The sequence below is a fragment of the Streptomyces sp. NPDC050759 genome, from assembly GCF_044456945.1.
Lineage (GTDB): Bacteria > Actinomycetota > Actinomycetes > Streptomycetales > Streptomycetaceae > Streptomyces.
Window position 1 is genome coordinate 1 of the sequence record NZ_JBITGI010000006.1, and the last position, 16696, is coordinate 16696.

The 16696-nt window shown below is 68.4% G+C and carries 13 protein-coding genes, 1 rRNA gene and 1 riboswitch; of the genes, 12 read left to right on the plus strand and 2 right to left on the minus strand.

The genetic code is table 11. From position 1 onward, the window contains the following. Positions 1-125: 125 nt before the first annotated feature. The 11 genes from rrf to ACIBJB_RS19410 all read left to right on the plus strand — a co-directional run bounded on the left by rrf (position 126) and on the right by ACIBJB_RS19410 (position 10478). Positions 126-242, plus strand: a 5S ribosomal RNA gene (gene rrf / locus ACIBJB_RS19360). A 109-nt stretch (positions 243-351) separates the two neighbouring features. Beyond that, the gene (locus ACIBJB_RS19365; protein WP_266567473.1) at positions 352-960 is read left to right on the plus strand and encodes a CDP-alcohol phosphatidyltransferase family protein; all 609 of its coding nucleotides are present in this window, start codon (positions 352-354) and stop codon (positions 958-960) included. A gap of 115 nt (positions 961-1075) precedes the next feature. Beyond that, on the plus strand, positions 1076-3571 hold the full coding sequence (locus tag ACIBJB_RS19370; protein WP_398932681.1) for a sugar phosphate nucleotidyltransferase: 2496 nt from the start codon (positions 1076-1078) through the stop codon (positions 3569-3571). Positions 3572-3667: 96 nt separating this feature from the next. Further along, positions 3668-4573: a DUF881 domain-containing protein gene (locus ACIBJB_RS19375; protein WP_398932039.1), complete on the plus strand. Its 906-nt coding sequence runs from the start codon at positions 3668-3670 to the stop codon at positions 4571-4573. After that, on the plus strand, positions 4570-4902 hold the full coding sequence (locus ACIBJB_RS19380; RefSeq protein WP_003988855.1) for a small basic family protein: 333 nt from the start codon (positions 4570-4572) through the stop codon (positions 4900-4902). The genes ACIBJB_RS19375 and ACIBJB_RS19380 overlap by 4 nt, the downstream gene beginning before the upstream one ends. A gap of 5 nt (positions 4903-4907) precedes the next feature. Beyond that, a complete protein-coding gene (locus ACIBJB_RS19385; protein ID WP_398932041.1) occupies positions 4908-5738 on the plus strand; it encodes a DUF881 domain-containing protein in 831 nt (276 codons plus the stop codon). Positions 5739-5799: 61 nt separating this feature from the next. Then, the gene (locus ACIBJB_RS19390; RefSeq protein ID WP_398932043.1) at positions 5800-6705 is read left to right on the plus strand and encodes an FHA domain-containing protein; all 906 of its coding nucleotides are present in this window, start codon (positions 5800-5802) and stop codon (positions 6703-6705) included. 18 nt (positions 6706-6723) lie between these two features. Further along, positions 6724-7461 (plus strand): MerR family transcriptional regulator, encoded by a 738-nt coding sequence (locus ACIBJB_RS19395; protein ID WP_398932045.1) that lies wholly within the window; start codon positions 6724-6726, stop codon positions 7459-7461. A 77-nt stretch (positions 7462-7538) separates the two neighbouring features. Beyond that, positions 7539-8012 (plus strand): bifunctional nuclease family protein, encoded by a 474-nt coding sequence (locus ACIBJB_RS19400; RefSeq protein WP_004002801.1) that lies wholly within the window; start codon positions 7539-7541, stop codon positions 8010-8012. Between the two features lie 263 nt (positions 8013-8275). Next, a complete protein-coding gene (locus tag ACIBJB_RS19405) occupies positions 8276-8959 on the plus strand; it encodes a MerR family transcriptional regulator (RefSeq protein WP_398932047.1) in 684 nt (227 codons plus the stop codon). 58 nt (positions 8960-9017) lie between these two features. Further along, positions 9018-10478 (plus strand): DNA polymerase IV, encoded by a 1461-nt coding sequence (locus ACIBJB_RS19410; RefSeq protein WP_398932049.1) that lies wholly within the window; start codon positions 9018-9020, stop codon positions 10476-10478. On the opposite strand, the gene ACIBJB_RS19415 is transcribed toward ACIBJB_RS19410, so the two are convergent. Further along, entirely contained in the window at positions 10394-10771 is a 378-nt protein-coding gene (locus ACIBJB_RS19415; RefSeq protein ID WP_398932051.1) for a PRC-barrel domain-containing protein, read from the minus strand. The genes ACIBJB_RS19410 and ACIBJB_RS19415 overlap by 85 nt on opposite strands. A 123-nt stretch (positions 10772-10894) precedes the next feature. After that, positions 10895-10990, plus strand: a riboswitch (glycine riboswitch). Between the two features lie 176 nt (positions 10991-11166). On the opposite strand from ACIBJB_RS19415, the gene gcvP reads away from it, so the two are divergent. Next, complete coding sequence (gcvP, locus tag ACIBJB_RS19420; protein ID WP_398932053.1) at positions 11167-14052, plus strand: aminomethyl-transferring glycine dehydrogenase; 2886 nt, start codon at positions 11167-11169, stop codon at positions 14050-14052. 265 nt (positions 14053-14317) lie between these two features. Here gcvP and ACIBJB_RS19425 read toward each other — a convergent pair whose 3' ends face one another. Next, positions 14318-16270 carry an amino acid transporter gene (locus ACIBJB_RS19425; RefSeq protein ID WP_398932055.1) on the minus strand — a complete coding sequence of 651 codons (1953 nt, stop codon included), beginning with the start codon at positions 16268-16270 and terminating at the stop codon, positions 14318-14320. Positions 16271-16696: the final 426 nt, after the last annotated feature.

Here is a 16696-nt window from a genome sequence, read left to right on the forward strand (position 1 = left end):
AGCCCAGTAATGGGTGGAGGTGACCGGTACTAATAGGCCGAGGGCTTGTCCATATTTGCTCGCGTCCACTGTGTTAGTTCTGAGGCAACGACCGTGTCATGTTCCCGGTCTGTGTTTCATAGTGTTTCGGTGGTTATAGCGTGAGGGAAACGCCCGGTTACATTCCGAACCCGGAAGCTAAGCCTTACAGCGCCGATGGTACTGCAGGGGGGACCCTGTGGGAGAGTAGGACACCGCCGAACTCCTTTTAGAGCTCTGGCTCTTGGGCACGCAGCCCAAGAGCCAGAGCTTTTTTGCGTTGAGGTAGGGTCAGGGGGCATCGTTGGCACGTTTCCCACAGGAGGCCCCCGGGTGGAGGTCCAGGAGACCCGCGTCCAGACGGACCGGGTCCTCACCATCCCCAACATCCTCAGCATGGCGAGGCTCGTTGGGGTGCCGCTCTTCCTGTGGCTGATCCTCAGGCCCGAGTTCGGAGGGCCCAAGAGTGACACGTGGGCGTTGCTGGTACTCGCTCTGAGCGGGATCAGCGACTACCTGGACGGCAAGCTCGCCCGACGGTGGAACCAGATCAGCAGTCTTGGCCGGCTGCTCGACCCCGCGGCCGACCGGCTCTACATTCTCTCGACTCTCGTCGGTCTCACCTGGCGCGAGATTCTGCCCATCTGGTTGACGGCTGCACTGCTCCTGCGAGAGCTGGTTCTCCTGGTGATGGTGGGCATCCTCAGGCGCCACGGTTATCCCCCGCCGCAGGTGAACTTCCTTGGCAAGGCTGCCACCTTCAACCTGATGTACGCCTTCCCGCTGCTCCTGCTCAGTGACGGAACTGGATGGATCTCGTCACTCGCTGCTATTTTCGGATGGGCGTTCGCCGGATGGGGTACAACGCTGTACTGGTGGGCAGGAGTGCTCTACGTGGTACAAGTCCGCCGCTTGGTCCGTGCGGACGCCAAGGCCGACTGAACCCCGCCCATTGGCACGGCCGTGGCGGCTCGATGGCCCCCGGCAGAAAAGTGCGGGACAATCTGGACGGGTGAAGTCGGCTAGACCGTCGTCTCTTAAGGAGGACGCTTCCGACATGAAGGCCGTCGTGATGGCCGGAGGCGAAGGCACACGCCTTCGTCCCATGACCTCGAGCATGCCCAAGCCGCTCCTGCCGGTGGTAAACCGGCCGATCATGGAGCACGTGCTGCGGCTGCTCAAAAGGCATGGGCTCAACGAGACCGTCGTCACCGTCCAGTTCCTGGCCTCACTGGTCAAGAACTACTTCGGTGACGGTGAAGAGCTCGGAATGGAGCTCTCCTATGCCAATGAGGAGAAGCCACTCGGTACCGCCGGAAGCGTCAAGAACGCCGAAGACGCGTTGAAGGACGACGCTTTCCTCGTCATCTCCGGTGATGCTCTGACCGACTTCGACCTCACCGAGCTCATCAACTTCCACAAGGAAAAGGGTGCACTGGTCACCGTCTGTCTGACCCGTGTGCCCAATCCGCTCGAATTCGGCATCACCATCGTCGACGAGGAAGGCAAGGTCGAGCGCTTCCTGGAGAAGCCGACCTGGGGGCAGGTCTTCTCGGACACCGTGAACACGGGCATCTATGTCATGGAGCCCGAGGTCTTCGACTACGTCGAGCCCGATGTACCCGTGGACTGGTCCGGCGATGTCTTCCCGCAGCTGATGAAGGAAGGCAAGCCGATCTACGGCTATATCGCGGAAGGCTACTGGGAGGACGTCGGCACGCACGAGAGCTATGTGAAGGCGCAGGCCGACGTCCTGGAAGGAAAGGTCGACGTCGAGATCGACGGCTTCGAGCTCTCCCCGGGCGTCTGGGTGGCTGAGGGTGCCGAGGTGCATCCCGATGCCGTTCTCCGTGGTCCGCTGTACATCGGGGACTACGCGAAGGTCGAGGCCGGCGCCGAGATCCGCGAGCACACCGTCGTGGGCTCGAACGTGGTCGTGAAGAGCGGCGCGTTTCTGCACAAGGCCGTCGTGCACGACAACGTGTATGTCGGGCAGCAGAGCAATCTTCGTGGCTGTGTCGTCGGGAAGAACACCGACATCATGCGCGCGGCCCGTATCGAGGACGGCGCGGTCATCGGTGACGAGTGCCTCGTCGGCGAGGAATCGATCATTCAGGGGAATGTGCGGGTCTACCCGTTCAAGACCATCGAGGCCGGCGCCTTCGTCAACACCTCGGTCATCTGGGAGTCCAGGGGCCAGGCGCATCTCTTCGGTGCCCGGGGTGTCTCCGGCATCCTGAATGTCGAGATCACGCCGGAGCTCGCAGTGCGGCTCGCCGGCGCCTACGCGACGACCCTCAAGAAGGGGTCGACCGTCACCACCGCCCGTGACCACTCCCGTGGCGCGCGGGCACTGAAGCGAGCGGTCATCTCCGCTCTGCAGGCCAGCGCCATCGACGTACGCGACCTGGAAAACGTACCGCTGCCCGTGGCGCGACAGCAGACCGCTCGCGGGAGCGCCGGCGGCATCATGATCCGGACCACGCCCGGGGTGCCCGACTCCGTGGACATCATGTTCTTCGACGGGCGGGGCGCGGACCTTTCTCAGGGCAGTCAGCGGAAGCTGGACCGGGTGTTCGCTCGGCAGGAGTACCGGCGCGCGTTCCCCGGTGAGATCGGAGACCTGCACTTCCCGGCGAGTGTCTTCGATTCGTACACCGGTTCACTGTTGCGGAACGTCGACATCACCGGGATTTCCGAGTCCGGGCTGAAGGTCGTCGTCGACGCGTCGAACGGCAGTGCCGGTCTGGTGCTGCCCAGTCTGCTCGGGAAGCTCGGCGTGGACTCGCTGACCATCAACCCAGGGCTCGACGAGTCCAGGCCGACGGAGACGGCGGACGCTCGGCGGTCGGGTCTGAAGCGGCTGGGTGAGATCGTGGCGTCCGCGCGGGCCGCGTTCGGGGTGCGGTTCGACCCCGTGGGTGAGCGGCTGTCCCTCGTGGACGAGAAGGGGCGGATCATCGAGGACGACCGGGCGCTGCTCGTCATGCTCGATCTCGTCGCCGCTGAGCGGCGCAGCGGCCGTGTGGCGCTGCCCGTGACGACCACGCGGATCGCCGAGCAGGTGGCGGCGTACCACGGCACGCAGGTGGAGTGGACGACCACTTCGCCCGACGACCTCACCCGGGTCGGACGCGACGATTCGACGATCTTCGGTGGTGACGGCAAGGGTGCCTTCATCATCCCGGAGTTCAGCAGTGTCTTCGACGGTGCGGCGGCCTTCGTACGGCTGATCGGGCTGGTGGCGCGGACGCAGCTCACGCTCAGCCAGATCGACGCGCGGATCCCGCGGGCGCATGTCCTCAAGCGGGATCTGGCGACCCCGTGGGCCGTCAAGGGACTGGTGATGCGCAGGGTCGTGGAGGCGGCTGGCGATCGCTTTGTCGACACGACCGACGGTGTCCGGGTCGTCGAGACGGACGGACGCTGGGTGATGGTGCTGCCGGACCCGGCGGAGGCGGTCACCCATCTGTGGGCCGAGGGGCCCGACGACGCGTCCGCGCAGGCCCTGCTGGACGAGTGGTCGGCGGTCGTGGACAGCGCCGGCCGCTGAGACACGCACGCGCGCGTGCCGGACAGGTGTCCCCAAGGGGGGCCTGTCCGGCACGCCGATGGGGCCATTCGGAGGTAGGGGCCGCGACGTGCGACGATGTGCGGCATGCCGCAGCAGCCCCCCATTCGGAGCACCCCCACGCGCCCCACGCGCCCGGACGCCTCCATGTCGCTGCTCACCAACGTCATGGACCACAGCCTCGACGACGGGTACGCCGAGGCTGCGGTCCGCAAGAAGGCCGCCGGTGACGGCGGGCTGCCCAAGACTCTGCGGGCGAGGCTGGGGCTGGCCGTCGGCCTGGTGCTCGCCGCTCTCGTGGTCACCGTGGGGGCGGCGCAGGCGCGCGTGGCGGCACCGGTCGTGGCCAAGGAGCGCGAAGAGCTCATCGACCGTATCGACCGCGAGACCGAGACGGCGGACAAGCTCGAGGAGAGCGTCGACCAGCTGCGCGACGACGTGAGCACGCGGCAGCGCGAGGCGCTCAAGCAGAGTGGCGACAGCGGCCAGGCCGACCTCGTGGGCATCCTTTCGGGCGCGGTGGAGGTGCACGGCCCGGGTGTCAAACTGGTCGTGAACGACGCCAAGGAAGCCAGCACGGGCGGCGACGGAAACCCGCGTGAGACGTCGGGGTTCTCCGACACCGGGCGGGTGCGCGACCGCGACATGCAGCGGGTGGTGAACGGGCTGTGGGAGTCGGGCGCCGAGGCCGTCTCCATCAACGGACAGCGGCTGACCGCGCTGTCGGCGATCAGGGCCGCGGGTGACGCGATACTGGTCGACAACAAGCCGCTGGTTCCGCCGTATACGGTGCTTGCGGTGGGGGACGGGCAGCGGCTGAGCACCAGGTTCCAGGACAGTGCCGACGGGCTGTATCTGCACGCCCTGCAGGAGAACTACGGCATCCGGACCGCGATCTCCGTGGAGGACGACCTCCGGCTGCCGGCCGCACCGAGTGTGATCGTACGTACAGCAGAGCCGAGAACTGAGAAGGGCACATCGTGATCGCCGTACTGGGCCTCGTCGTGGGAGTCGTGGCCGGCCTCTTGGTCCGGCCTGAGGTTCCGGCGGTCGTCGAGCCTTATCTCCCGATCGCCGTGGTGGCGGCGCTCGACGCCGTCTTCGGGGGCCTGCGGGCCATGCTCGACGGCATCTTCGACGACAAGGTCTTCGTCGTGTCGTTCCTGTCGAACGTGGTCGTGGCCGCGTTGATCGTGTTCCTGGGCGACAAGTTGGGCGTGGGCGCCCAGCTCTCGACCGGTGTCGTCGTCGTTCTCGGCATCCGGATCTTCTCGAACGCCGCGGCGATCCGTCGACACGTCTTCCGGGCGTGAGGCCGATGAGCGAGCAGGAAGAGACGCCAGACAACAGGCTGCGCAAGGAACTGCCCGATGAACTTCCGGCCACCCCTCCCGAGGAGGCGGGGGCCCCGGCGTCGGAGCCGGGACTGACCGGCCGTCAGCGGCTGGTGAACGGGCTGTGGCCGCCGCGCGTGACCCGGGCCCAACTCATCGTCGCGGTGCTGTTGTTCGGCCTCGGATTCGGCCTCGCCGTCCAGGTGGCCTCGAACAGTGACAGCGACAGCGCGCTGCGGGGGGCGCGGCAGGAGGATCTCGTACGCATCCTCGATGAACTGGACGACCGTACGCAGCGTCTTCAAGACGAGAAGCAGGGCCTCGAGAACCAGCGGGACGAGCTGGAGAACAGCTCCGACCAGGCCGAAGAGGCCCGCAAGCAGACAGTGGAGAAGGAGCGGCAACTCGGCATCCTCGCGGGCACGGTGGCCGCGCAGGGGCCGGGCATCACGATGACGATCGACGACACCAAGGGGACGGTCGAGGCGGACATGCTGCTCGACGCGATCCAGGAGCTGCGCGCGGCCGGTGCGGAGGCGATCCAGGTGAACGGCGTCCGGGTCGTCGCGGGCACCTTTCTGTCGGACTCGGGCAAGAGCGTGAGTGTCGACGGGAACAAGATCACCGCACCTTTTCGTTTCAAGGTCATCGGCAATCCGCAGGACCTCGAACCGGCGCTCAACATCCCTGGAGGCGTGGTGCAGACTCTAGAGAAGGAGCAGGCCACCGTCACCGTCGAGCGGTCGGACAAGATCGTCGTGGACGCCTTGCGAGCGGCGAAGCGGCCTGACTACGCTCGGTCGTCCACCCGGTGAACCGGGGGTGCATGGGGGACGTCCGGCCAGGGCATGAGGTTGCGGGGGGTCGCCGCACCGAATGGGTGGTGCGTGGTGGAAACTGTCTGGTGGAAACGGACGTTGTGAGGATGTCCGGGTCGACCGGTGTGTTCAATCAGGGTTCGTCCTGCCCCACGGGCGGGTCTGTTTCGGTCAAGGGGAATCGCCCGTGAAGTTGTTTGCGAAGTTGTTCGGCAAGAGCGCGCGAGAAGGTAGCGACAGCGCGACCGCTCGTCACCGCGCACAGCCCGACGCCGAGGGCCAGCGCCCGTTGTTCCGGGACCAGCTGGCCGGCCAGGGTGGCGACATTTCCGGAGGTCAGGGCGTGCCGTCTGTTGACCCGGCCCAGTCCGGCGACATAGGTTTCGGGCAGCCGTCAGCCTCAAGTACGGGTGGAGGGTTTTCCCCTATGTCGGCCCTGGTGTGTACGAGGTGCGGTAACCGCAACGCGGAGAACAGCCGCTTCTGCTCCAACTGCGGCGCCCCGCTGCGGGCCGGGGCAGTGCCCGAGCGTCCCTCGGAGACGACCTCCACCATCTCCATCTCGGGACTCGAGGCGTACGACTCCGAGGTCACCGGCCAGACACAGATGCCGGCGCTCTCCCCGGAGGCGCAGGCTGCCGTCGACGCGCTGCCGCTGGGCTCGGCGCTCCTGGTCGTGCGTCGTGGGCCCAATTCGGGCAGCCGCTTCCTGCTGGACGGCGAGCTGACCACGGCCGGCCGTCACCCGCAGAGCGACATCTTCCTCGACGACGTCACGGTCTCGCGCCGGCATGTGGAGTTCCGCCGCGGTCAGGACGGCTCGTTCACGGTGTCCGACGTGGGCAGTCTCAACGGCACGTATGTCAACCGTGAGCGGATCGACTCGGTCGCTCTGAACAACGGCGACGAGGTGCAGATCGGCAAGTACCGGCTGGTCTTCTACGCGAGCCAGCAGGGCTACTGACCCTCCCAGGGAAGGTCCATGCTTCAAACACCGAGCGGCGGTGCCGGACACGGCACCGCCGCGACGGACAGTGGGCTGATGAGCATCGGCACGGTGCTGAACGTGCTGCGCGACGAGTTCCCCGAAGTCACGATCTCCAAGATCCGTTTTCTGGAGTCCGAGGGCCTCATAGAGCCCCAGCGGACTCCTTCCGGGTATCGCAAGTTCAGCGACCGGGACGTCGAGCGCCTCGGGCATGTCCTGAGAATGCAGCGGGACCACTATCTGCCGCTCAAGGTGATCAGAGAGCACCTGGATGCCATGGAGCGGGGCGAGGCCGTCGCGCTGCCCACGGTCGGCCGCCAGCGGGACGGAGAAACGGTCCTGGAGGTCCCTGAAGGCCCCACCGCGGCCCGGATCGGCAGGGCCGAGCTGCTCGCCGCCGCCGAGATCGGCGAGTCGGAGCTGGCGGAGTGGGAGTCGTACGGGCTCATCACCCCTTTTCCGGACGGGGCCTACGACGCCGAGGCGGTCACCGTGGCCGCGCTTGTCGTCGAGCTCGGCCGGTTCGGGATCGAGCCGCGGCATCTGCGCGCGATGAAGGCCGCCGCCGATCGTGAGGCCGGGCTGGTGGACCAGGTCGTGGCCCCGTTGAAACGCCACCGCAACCCGCAGACCCGCGCACACGCGGAAGCGCGCGCCAAGGAACTCGCGGGGCTCACCGTGAAGCTGCATGCGGCGCTCGTGCAGACCGCGCTCGGGGTACGCCTGCCCTGAGGGTGACCGGGCATCGGATCGTCCCCCGTTTCCTGCCCGACTACCCAAACGTCCCGGGCACGGCCTAGGGTTGCTGTGTGAACGAGCTCGATGTCGTAGGTGTCCGGGTCGAAATGCCCTCCAACCAACCGATCGTGCTCCTGCGTGAAGTGGGAGGCGACCGCTACCTCCCCATCTGGATCGGGCCGGGGGAGGCGACGGCGATCGCCTTCGCGCAGCAGGGCATGGCCCCCGCACGACCGCTGACCCACGACCTGTTCAAGGACGTGCTGGAGGCGGTCGGCCAGGAGCTCACCGAAGTGCGCATCACGGACCTGCGTGAAGGCGTCTTCTACGCGGAGCTGGTGTTCGCCAGCGGGGTCGAGGTGAGCGCGCGGCCGTCCGACGCCATAGCGCTGGCCCTGCGCACCGGGACGCCGATCTACGGCAGCGACGGAGTGCTCGACGACGCCGGCATCGCGATTCCGGACGAGCAGGAGGACGAAGTGGAGAAGTTCCGCGAGTTCCTCGACCAGATCTCCCCCGAGGACTTCGGCACCAGCAGTCAGTGAGGCAGCCGCGGCCGATCCGGCGGATCAGTGGTCCGAGACGGGTCGGCCGTGTCCGGTCGTCACAGAAATGCTGGCATTTGCCACCGGCGCGTGAGAGCGTCCTGCGGCCCGTCAGGAGCGCATTCGGCTAGCCTTTCCCCGCGGTGGGGTGCGGGAAACCACTCCTAGGGTGATTATCACTCGGCGTGCCGAGTGTGGCGATCGTTGACGCACCCCTGGTGACTGCCTACCGTCGAGAAGGCAGGTCAAGGACGGAGGTCGGCGTGAGAAGCAGCGGCGACGGTACGGCTGGGGGTGCCCCCGGACGGAGTCTCGGGGCGAGCGGTCCGTACCCTCCCCCAAGCTCTCAACTGCGTTCGAGTTGGGGGGACCCCCATCACGGCAGCGTGGCCGATCACGCACCGCAGCGACCGGCCCCCGTGCCGAGCAGCGGAGGGGCGACGTCCATGGCGTCCGAGCAGATCGGCTATCGCGGCCCTACGGCGTGCGCGGCGGCCGGCATCACCTACCGGCAACTCGACTACTGGGCGCGCACCGGCCTCGTGGAGCCGAGCGTGCGGCCCGCCCACGGGTCGGGGACGCAGCGGCTCTACAGCTTCCGGGATGTCGTCGTCCTGAAGATCGTCAAGCGGTTCCTCGACACGGGGGTCTCCCTGCAGAACATCCGCACCACGGTTCAGCACCTGCGTGAGCGGGGATTCCAGGACCTGGAGCGGATGACGCTCATGAGCGACGGTGCCACGGTCTACGAGTGCACCTCGCCCGACGAGGTCCACGCGCTGCTCCAGGGCGGTCAGGGCATCTTCGGGATCGCCGTGGGTGTCGTGTGGCGGGACGTCGAGAGCGCCCTGTCACAGCTGCACGGGGAGCGCATCGACACCGGGGAGACACTCGTCGGGCACAACCCCGCGGACGAACTGGCGCGGCGGCGCAACCGGGCGGTCTGAAGCCTGGCCCGCTCTCTCGGGCGGGGCATTGTCAGTGGCGTAGGGCAGCATCGGACATGTGAGAAAAGCGCCCACGATCCTGCATCTCGACATGGATGCCTTCTACGCCTCGGCGGAGCAGGCGTCCAAGCCGAGTCTGCGTGGGAAGGCCGTCGTCGTGGGCGGGCTGGGGCCGCGGGGTGTGGTGGCCACCGCGTCCTACGAGGCCCGGGTGTTCGGGGTGCACTCGGCGATGCCCATGGCCCAGGCGCGACGGCTCGCGCCGAACGCCGCGTATCTGGTGCCGCGCTTCGGGTTCTACAAGGCGATCAGCGAGCAGGTGATGGGGCTGCTGCGGGAGCTCTCGCCCTTGGTGGAGCCACTGAGCCTGGACGAGGCGTTCGTGGATCTGGAGGCCGGGGGAACGGCTTGGGACGAGGGGTCGGCGCGGTTGGCCGGGGCGAAGCTGCGGGCCGACATACGGGCCGTCACGGGGCTCACGGGGTCGGTGGGCCTTGCCGCGTCCAAGATGCTCGCGAAGATCGCCTCCGAGCAGGCCAAGCCGGACGGGCTGGTGGTGATCGAACCGGGGACCGAGCGGGCGCTTCTCGGGCCGATGTCGGTGCGGATCCTGCCGGGAGTGGGGCCGGCGACCGGCGATCATCTGAGGCGGGCCGGGATCCATACGGTCGACGAGATCGTGGAAGCGGGCGAGGACGAGCTCGTACGACTGCTCGGGAAGGCCCACGGGCACGGGCTGTACGCGATGGCGCTGGCGTACGACGAGCGGCCCGTGGTGGCGGAGCGGGAGACCAAGTCCGTGTCGGTGGAGGACACGTACGACGTGGACATCCATGACCGGGTGCGGGTGAGCCTGGAGGTGCAGCGGCTGGCGGACCGGTGTGTGCGGAGGCTGCGGGGGGCCGGGCTGTCGGGACGGACCATCGTGCTGAAGGTGCGGCGCTACGACTTCTCGACGTTGACGCGGTCCGAGACCTTGCGGGGGCCCACCGATGACCCGGCGGTCGTGCGGGAGGCTGCCCTGCGGTTGCTGGAAGGTGTGGACTCGACGGGGGGTGTGCGGTTGCTGGGGGTGGGGGTGAGCGGACTCGCCGACTTCACGCAGGAGGATCTGTTCGCCCAGGCCGCGGGGGAGCGGGTGGAGTCGACGGCCGAGGAGGAGGTCGACGATGCGGCCGTGCCCGAGGTGACGGCGGCTGTCGAGCGGCGGTGGGTCGCCGGGCATGATGTGCGCCATGCCGAGTACGGGCATGGGTGGGTCCAGGGGAGCGGGCTGGGGCGGGTGACCGTGCGGTTCGAGACGCCGGCATCGGAGCCGGGACGGGTACGGACCTTTCTCGTCGAGGATCCCGCGCTGGAGCCCGCTGAGCCGTTGCCCCTGGTGGAGGCGTTGGATTCCCACTCACCACCCGTGACACAGGATGTGCCGGGCGCTCAGGCCCCCGCGTCCTCCGTGCCCGCCAGCTTCCCGAAGTCCCGGTCCGGGAGCGCGGGCGGTGCGGCCACGTCGAGACCGTAGTGGTGGTAGAGCTGGAGTTCCTGGTCGGGGGAGAGGTGGCGGCCTACGCCGAAGTCGGGGGCGTCTTTGATGAGGGCGCGGTCGAAGGGGACGTGCAGGGTGCCGTCGACCAGTTCGCTCGGCCCCAGGGGGACGAAGGCGTCCCGGGAGAACAGGCCGGTGCGTATGGCAGCCCACTCCGGCACGCCGGTCGCGTCGTCGAGGTAGACCTCGTCGACGGTGCCGATCTTGGTGCCGTTGCGGTCGAACGCCTTGCGGCCGATCAGGTTGCGCGGATCGATGTCGGTCTGCACGGGCCCTCCACTTGGTCGCAACTCATCCGAAGCGGTCGTAAGCACTACGAAAGAGCACATCGGGGTGTGCGGCCACTCGAAGACTCGTGCGGTGGCCTCGCTGGTAGGCTTGCCAGCGGCTGCTGACCCCGCGCGGGAGAGTCCTCCAGACACCATCGGAGGCGCCGAAGGAGCAAATCCTCCCCGGAATCTCTCAGGCTCACGTACCGCGCGGACGAGGTCACTCTGGAAAGCAGAGCGGGTGTCGACAGCTTCCGCTCTCACCGACGGTGCAAGCCGGCGGCCCTCGGGCGGCCCGGTGAAGCTCTCAGGTTGAGATGACAGAGGGGGAGGCCGTCGGGGTACCCGCGCCGGGGTACCCCTCGCAGGTCGCGTCAGACCAGGAGGCCTCCGCAATGACCGCCCATCGCATTCCGCTCTCCGAGCTCGAACAGGGCATTCCCTTCGAGCAGCGTCACATCGGTCCTGATCATGAGGCACGGGCCAAGATGCTCGCGCAGGTCGGCTACGGCTCGCTCGACGAGCTCACCGCCGCCGCGGTGCCGGATGTGATCAAGAACGCCGATGCCCTGGAGCTGCCGGGCGGGCGCACCGAGGCCGAGGTGCTGGCCGAGCTGCGGTCGCTGGCCGACCGGAACCAGGTGCTCGATTCCATGATCGGGCTCGGTTACTACGGCACCTTCACGCCGCCCGTCATCCTGCGCAACGTCATGGAGAACCCGGCCTGGTACACCGCCTACACGCCGTACCAGCCGGAGATCTCGCAGGGACGCCTCGAGGCTCTGCTCAACTTCCAGACCATGGTCGCCGACCTCACCGGGCTGCCGACCTCCGGCGCCTCGCTGCTCGACGAGGGGACCGCGGCGGCCGAGGCCATGGCTCTGTCCCGCCGCATGGGGAAGAACAAGAAGGGGCTCTTCCTCGTCGACGCCGACACACTGCCGCAGACCATCGCCGTGATCGAGACCCGGGCCGAGCCGACCGGTCTGGAGGTCGTCGTCGCCGACCTCGGCGACGGGATCCCGGCCGAGGTCGCGGGACGCGAGATCAACGGGGTGCTCGTCCAGTACCCCGGCGCCTCCGGGGCCGTACGCGACATCAAGCCGCTCATCGACCAGGCTCACGAGCTCGGCGCGCTCGTGACCGTGGCCGCCGATCTGCTCGCGCTGACCCTGCTGAAGGCGCCGGGTGAGCTCGGGGCGGACATCGCGGTCGGTACCACGCAGCGGTTCGGTGTGCCGATGGGGTTCGGCGGGCCACACGCCGGCTACATGGCCGTACGCGAGAAGTTCGCGAGGAGCCTGCCCGGGCGGCTCGTCGGTGTGTCCGTGGACGCCGACGGGAACAAGGCCTACCGGCTCGCGCTGCAGACCCGTGAGCAGCACATCCGTCGGGAGAAGGCGACCAGCAACATCTGCACCGCTCAGGTGCTGCTCGCGGTCATGGCCGGGATGTACGCCGTCTACCACGGGCCCGAGGGACTCAAGGGCATCGCGCGGCGGACGCACCGGTACGCGACCATCCTTGCCGCGGGCCTGACGGCCGGTGGGATCGAGGTCGTGCACGGCTCGTACTTCGACACGCTCACCGCGCGCGTGCCCGCGAGGGCCGCCGAGGTCGTCTCCGCCGCGCGGCGGAACGGCGTCAACCTGCACCTCGTCGACGCCGACCATGTGTCCGTCGCGTGCGACGAGACGACCGCGCGGGCCCAGGTGGCCGCCGTGTGGAACGCGTTCGGCGTCGAGGCCGACATCGAGGCGCTGGACGCTGCCACCGAGGAGGCGCTGCCGGACGCGCTGCTGCGCGACGACGACTTCCTCACCCACCCCGTCTTCCACCAGTACCGCTCCGAGACCGCGATGCTGCGCTACCTGCGTCGGCTCGCCGACCGCGACTACGCGCTCGACCGCGGCATGATCCCGCTGGGCTCCTGCACCATGAAGCTCAACGCGACCACGGAGATGGAGCCGGTCACCTGGCCCGAGTTCGGGCAGCTGCACCCCTTCGCGCCCGCCGAGCAGGCGCAGGGCTATCTGACGCTGATCCGCGAGCTGGAGGAACAGCTCGCCGAAGTCACCGGGTACGACAAGGTGTCGCTGCAGCCGAACGCCGGGTCGCAGGGCGAGCTGGCCGGGCTGCTCGCCGTACGCGGCTACCACCGGGCGAACGGTGACGAGCAGCGGACCGTGTGTCTCATCCCTTCGTCCGCGCACGGGACCAACGCGGCGAGCGCCGTCATGGCCGGGATGAAGGTCGTCGTCGTGAAGACCGCCGGGGACGGCGAGATCGACGTCGACGACCTGCGGGCGAAGATCGAGCAGCACCGGGACGAGCTGTCCGTGCTCATGATCACGTATCCCTCGACGCACGGTGTGTTCGAGGAGCACGTCGCCGACATCTGCGCGCAGGTGCACGAGGCCGGCGGGCAGGTGTACGTCGACGGGGCCAACCTCAACGCGCTGGTGGGGCTGGCCAAGCCGGGGCACTTCGGCGGTGACGTCTCCCACCTGAATCTGCACAAGACGTTCTGCATCCCGCACGGCGGCGGTGGCCCGGGTGTGGGTCCTGTCGGCGTACGGGCGCACCTGGCGCCGTATCTGCCGAACCACCCGATGCAGCCCGCGGCCGGCCCGGAGACGGGCGTCGGGCCGGTCTCGGCCGCGCCCTGGGGTTCCGCGGGGATCCTGCCGATCTCGTGGGCGTACGTCCGGCTCATGGGCGGTGAGGGGCTCAAGCGGGCCACACAGGTGGCGGTGCTCTCCGCCAACTACATTGCCAAGCGGTTGGAGCCGCACTACCCCGTGCTCTACACCGGTCCCGGCGGACTGGTCGCGCACGAGTGCATCATCGATCTGCGGCCGCTGACCAAGGCGACCGGGGTGAGCGTCGACGATGTGGCCAAGCGGCTCATCGACTACGGCTTCCACGCCCCGACCATGTCGTTCCCGGTGGCCGGGACGCTGATGATCGAGCCGACGGAGTCCGAGGATCTGACCGAACTCGACCGGTTCTGCGAGGCGATGATCGCCATTCGTGCGGAGATCGAGAAGGTCGGTTCCGGGGAGTGGGCCGCCGAGGACAACCCGCTGCGGAACGCTCCGCACACCGCCGGTGCGCTGGGCGGCGAGTGGGAGCACGCGTACTCGCGGGAGGATGCCGTGTTCCCGGCCGGGGTGTCGGTGGCGGACAAGTACTGGCCGCCGGTGCGGCGGATCGACCAGGCCTTCGGTGACCGGAACCTGGTGTGCTCGTGCCCGCCGCTGGACGCGTACGAGGACTGACCCGAGGTGATGAGGGCCCCGTTTCGGCGGGGCCCTTTTCCTTTGCGCCGTGGCCGGCGACACCTCTGTCCGCGGTGATCGCGGAGGTGAGCAGGCCTCCCTCGACAGCAGCCACCCTGCAGCCCCGCCCCATCGGCAGGACGACGAAGACATACCTCCCCGGCACCGTCACCGCCGTCTCCACCGGGGCCGGTGGGGGCTGGTCGCGCGGTTCCTCGCGCCCCTGGGTGGGCGTACTGAGCGTGTGTTTCGGGAGCTGACCTGGTCAGCCCGTGTGGACTCGGGGGCGGCGCGGGCGGTCCGGTTCTGCTTCTCGGAGGACCTCCCGGGTGACCGGGGCCACCTCGCCCTGGCCGAAGAGGAAGAAGCGGAGGAAGTTGGCGAAGGGGTTGCCCTCGGTCCACTCGAAGTAGATGTGGGGGGTGCAGCCGGTGGTGTCGCGGACGTGGAGGAGGAGGGCGGCGAGGGCGTTGGGGATGGAGGAGGACTCCAGGGTCAGCACGCGATAGCGGTTGTGGAGGACCTCGCCCCGGACCGTCAGGCTCGCCTCGAACTCCGAGGGGTCCAGGACCGTGACCTCCACGAACACGAAGTCCTCGCCGGGGATGTCGTTGTCCTCGCGGATCTGCTCGATCTTGTCGCGGTACTCGGCCTTGTCGCGCTGGTCGGGCTCGTTGGCGATGAAGCGCATCTTGCGGCTGGCCATGTCCCGGATGAAACGTTCCGCCATGTCGTCGAGCGTCACGTCGGTCACGCGGAGTTCGAAGGCGCGGGCCAGGCGGGAGAGGAGAGATACCAGGATGATGCCGGCGATGAAGCAGGCGCCGATCTTCACGCCGTCGGGGCGTTCGATGACGTTGACGACGGTCGTGTAGAGGAACACGGCGGAGATGACGGCGAAGCCGACGGTCCAGTTGCGCTGCCCGGCCTTACGGGCCGCGATGGTCACCGCGATCGCCGCCGAGCTGATCAGCACCAGCACGCCGGTGGCGTAGGCGCCGCCCTGGGCGTCGACGTCGGCGTCGAAGATCCAGGTGACCAGGAAGGCGATCAGCGTGAAGACGATGACCATCGGGCGCACGGCGCGGGCCCAGTGCGGGGCCATGCCGTAGCGGGGCAGGTAGCGCGGCATCAGGTTGAGCAGGCCGGCCATCGCGGAGGCGCCCGCGAACCACAGGATGGCGATGGTCGAGACGTCGTAGGCCGTGCCGAAGACGCCACCGAGGTAGTGGTGGGCGAGGTAGGCGAGGGCGCGGCCGTTGGCCGGGCCGCCCGACTCGAAGTCCTTTTCGGGGATGAGGAGGGTGGTGATGAAGCTGGTGGCGATCAGGAAGCAGCTCATGACGAGGGCAGCGGTGGTGAGCAGCTTCTTGGTGTCGCGGATCCGGCCCTCGGGGTTCTCCTCGGTGTCGTCCGGGTCGCCCTTGACGTGCGGCATGACGGCGACGCCGGTCTCGAAGCCGGAGAGGCCGAGGGCGAGCTTGGGGAAGACGATCAGGGCCACGCCGATCATCACGAAGATGTTGCCGTGCTCGGCCGTCAGAGCGCTGGACCAGTCGGTGACGACATGGCCGGCGGTGACGACGTGCCACAGGCCGACGAGTACCACGACGACGTTGAGGGCGAGGTAGATGCCCACCAGGGCGACGGCGACGCCGATCGCCTCCAGGAAGCCCTTGAGGAACACCGCGCCGAGCAGGGCGACGAGGATGAGCGTGATCAGCATCTTGTGGTCGTGCAGGGTGCTGGTCAGGTGCGGGTTCTCGATCAGGTGGGTGGAGGCGTCGGCCGCGGACAGGGTGATGGTGATCAGGAAGTCGGTGGCGGCGAAGCCGAGCAGGGTCAGGACGAAGAGCTTGCCCTGCCAGAACGACAGCAGCCGCTCCAGCATGGAGATCGAGCCCTCGCCGCGGGGGCTCTCCTCTGCCACCCTGCGGTACACGGGCAGGGCGCCCGCGAGGGTGACGATCACGAGGACGATCGTCGCGATGGGGGAGAGCAGGCCGGCCGCGAGGGCGGCGATGCCGGGCTGGTAGCCGAGGGTGGAGAAGTAGTCGACGCCGGTCAGGCACATCACCCGCCACCAGCGCTGACCCTGATGGGCGGGTTCCGGTTCGGCGTGGGGGCCCGTGTGGCCGCCGTCCCTGCCCATGTCGGACAGGCCCTCCAGCATCCAGGAGCGCAGGCGACTGGACGGAGGGTGTTCGAGGGTGGCCATCGGGGGTGCTCCTGCGGTGCGGCTCAGCGGGGTTCCGGCCGCCCGGCTGACGGCGGGACCAGCGTAAGCGGAGAGTGATGCATGGGCCCACGGATGGAGGGTGCCGGGGCGTCAAGCTTCCGTTAAGACTCGGTCGACGAAGGTCTGCACAGGTCTGTGACGGGCGACGGTGCAGCTGTGAGGCTCCTGCCTGCCCCGGGGGCTTGTACGGGCGGGTGGACGAGGGGCGGACACGCAGCGTCATGGGGAGGGGGGCCGGACTGATGTGCCGGCTGGGTGGCCGGTGCGTGGGTCACCTTTTCTGCGCGAGCGGGAGTTGGGTCCTTCACCGCCGTCTGGTCATGTCGGCCCGACGCGGTTCCCACAGGGGAGGGGGCCGCGCTGGATGCCGGGGCCGACGACCAGGTCAGCGAGCAGTTCGGCACA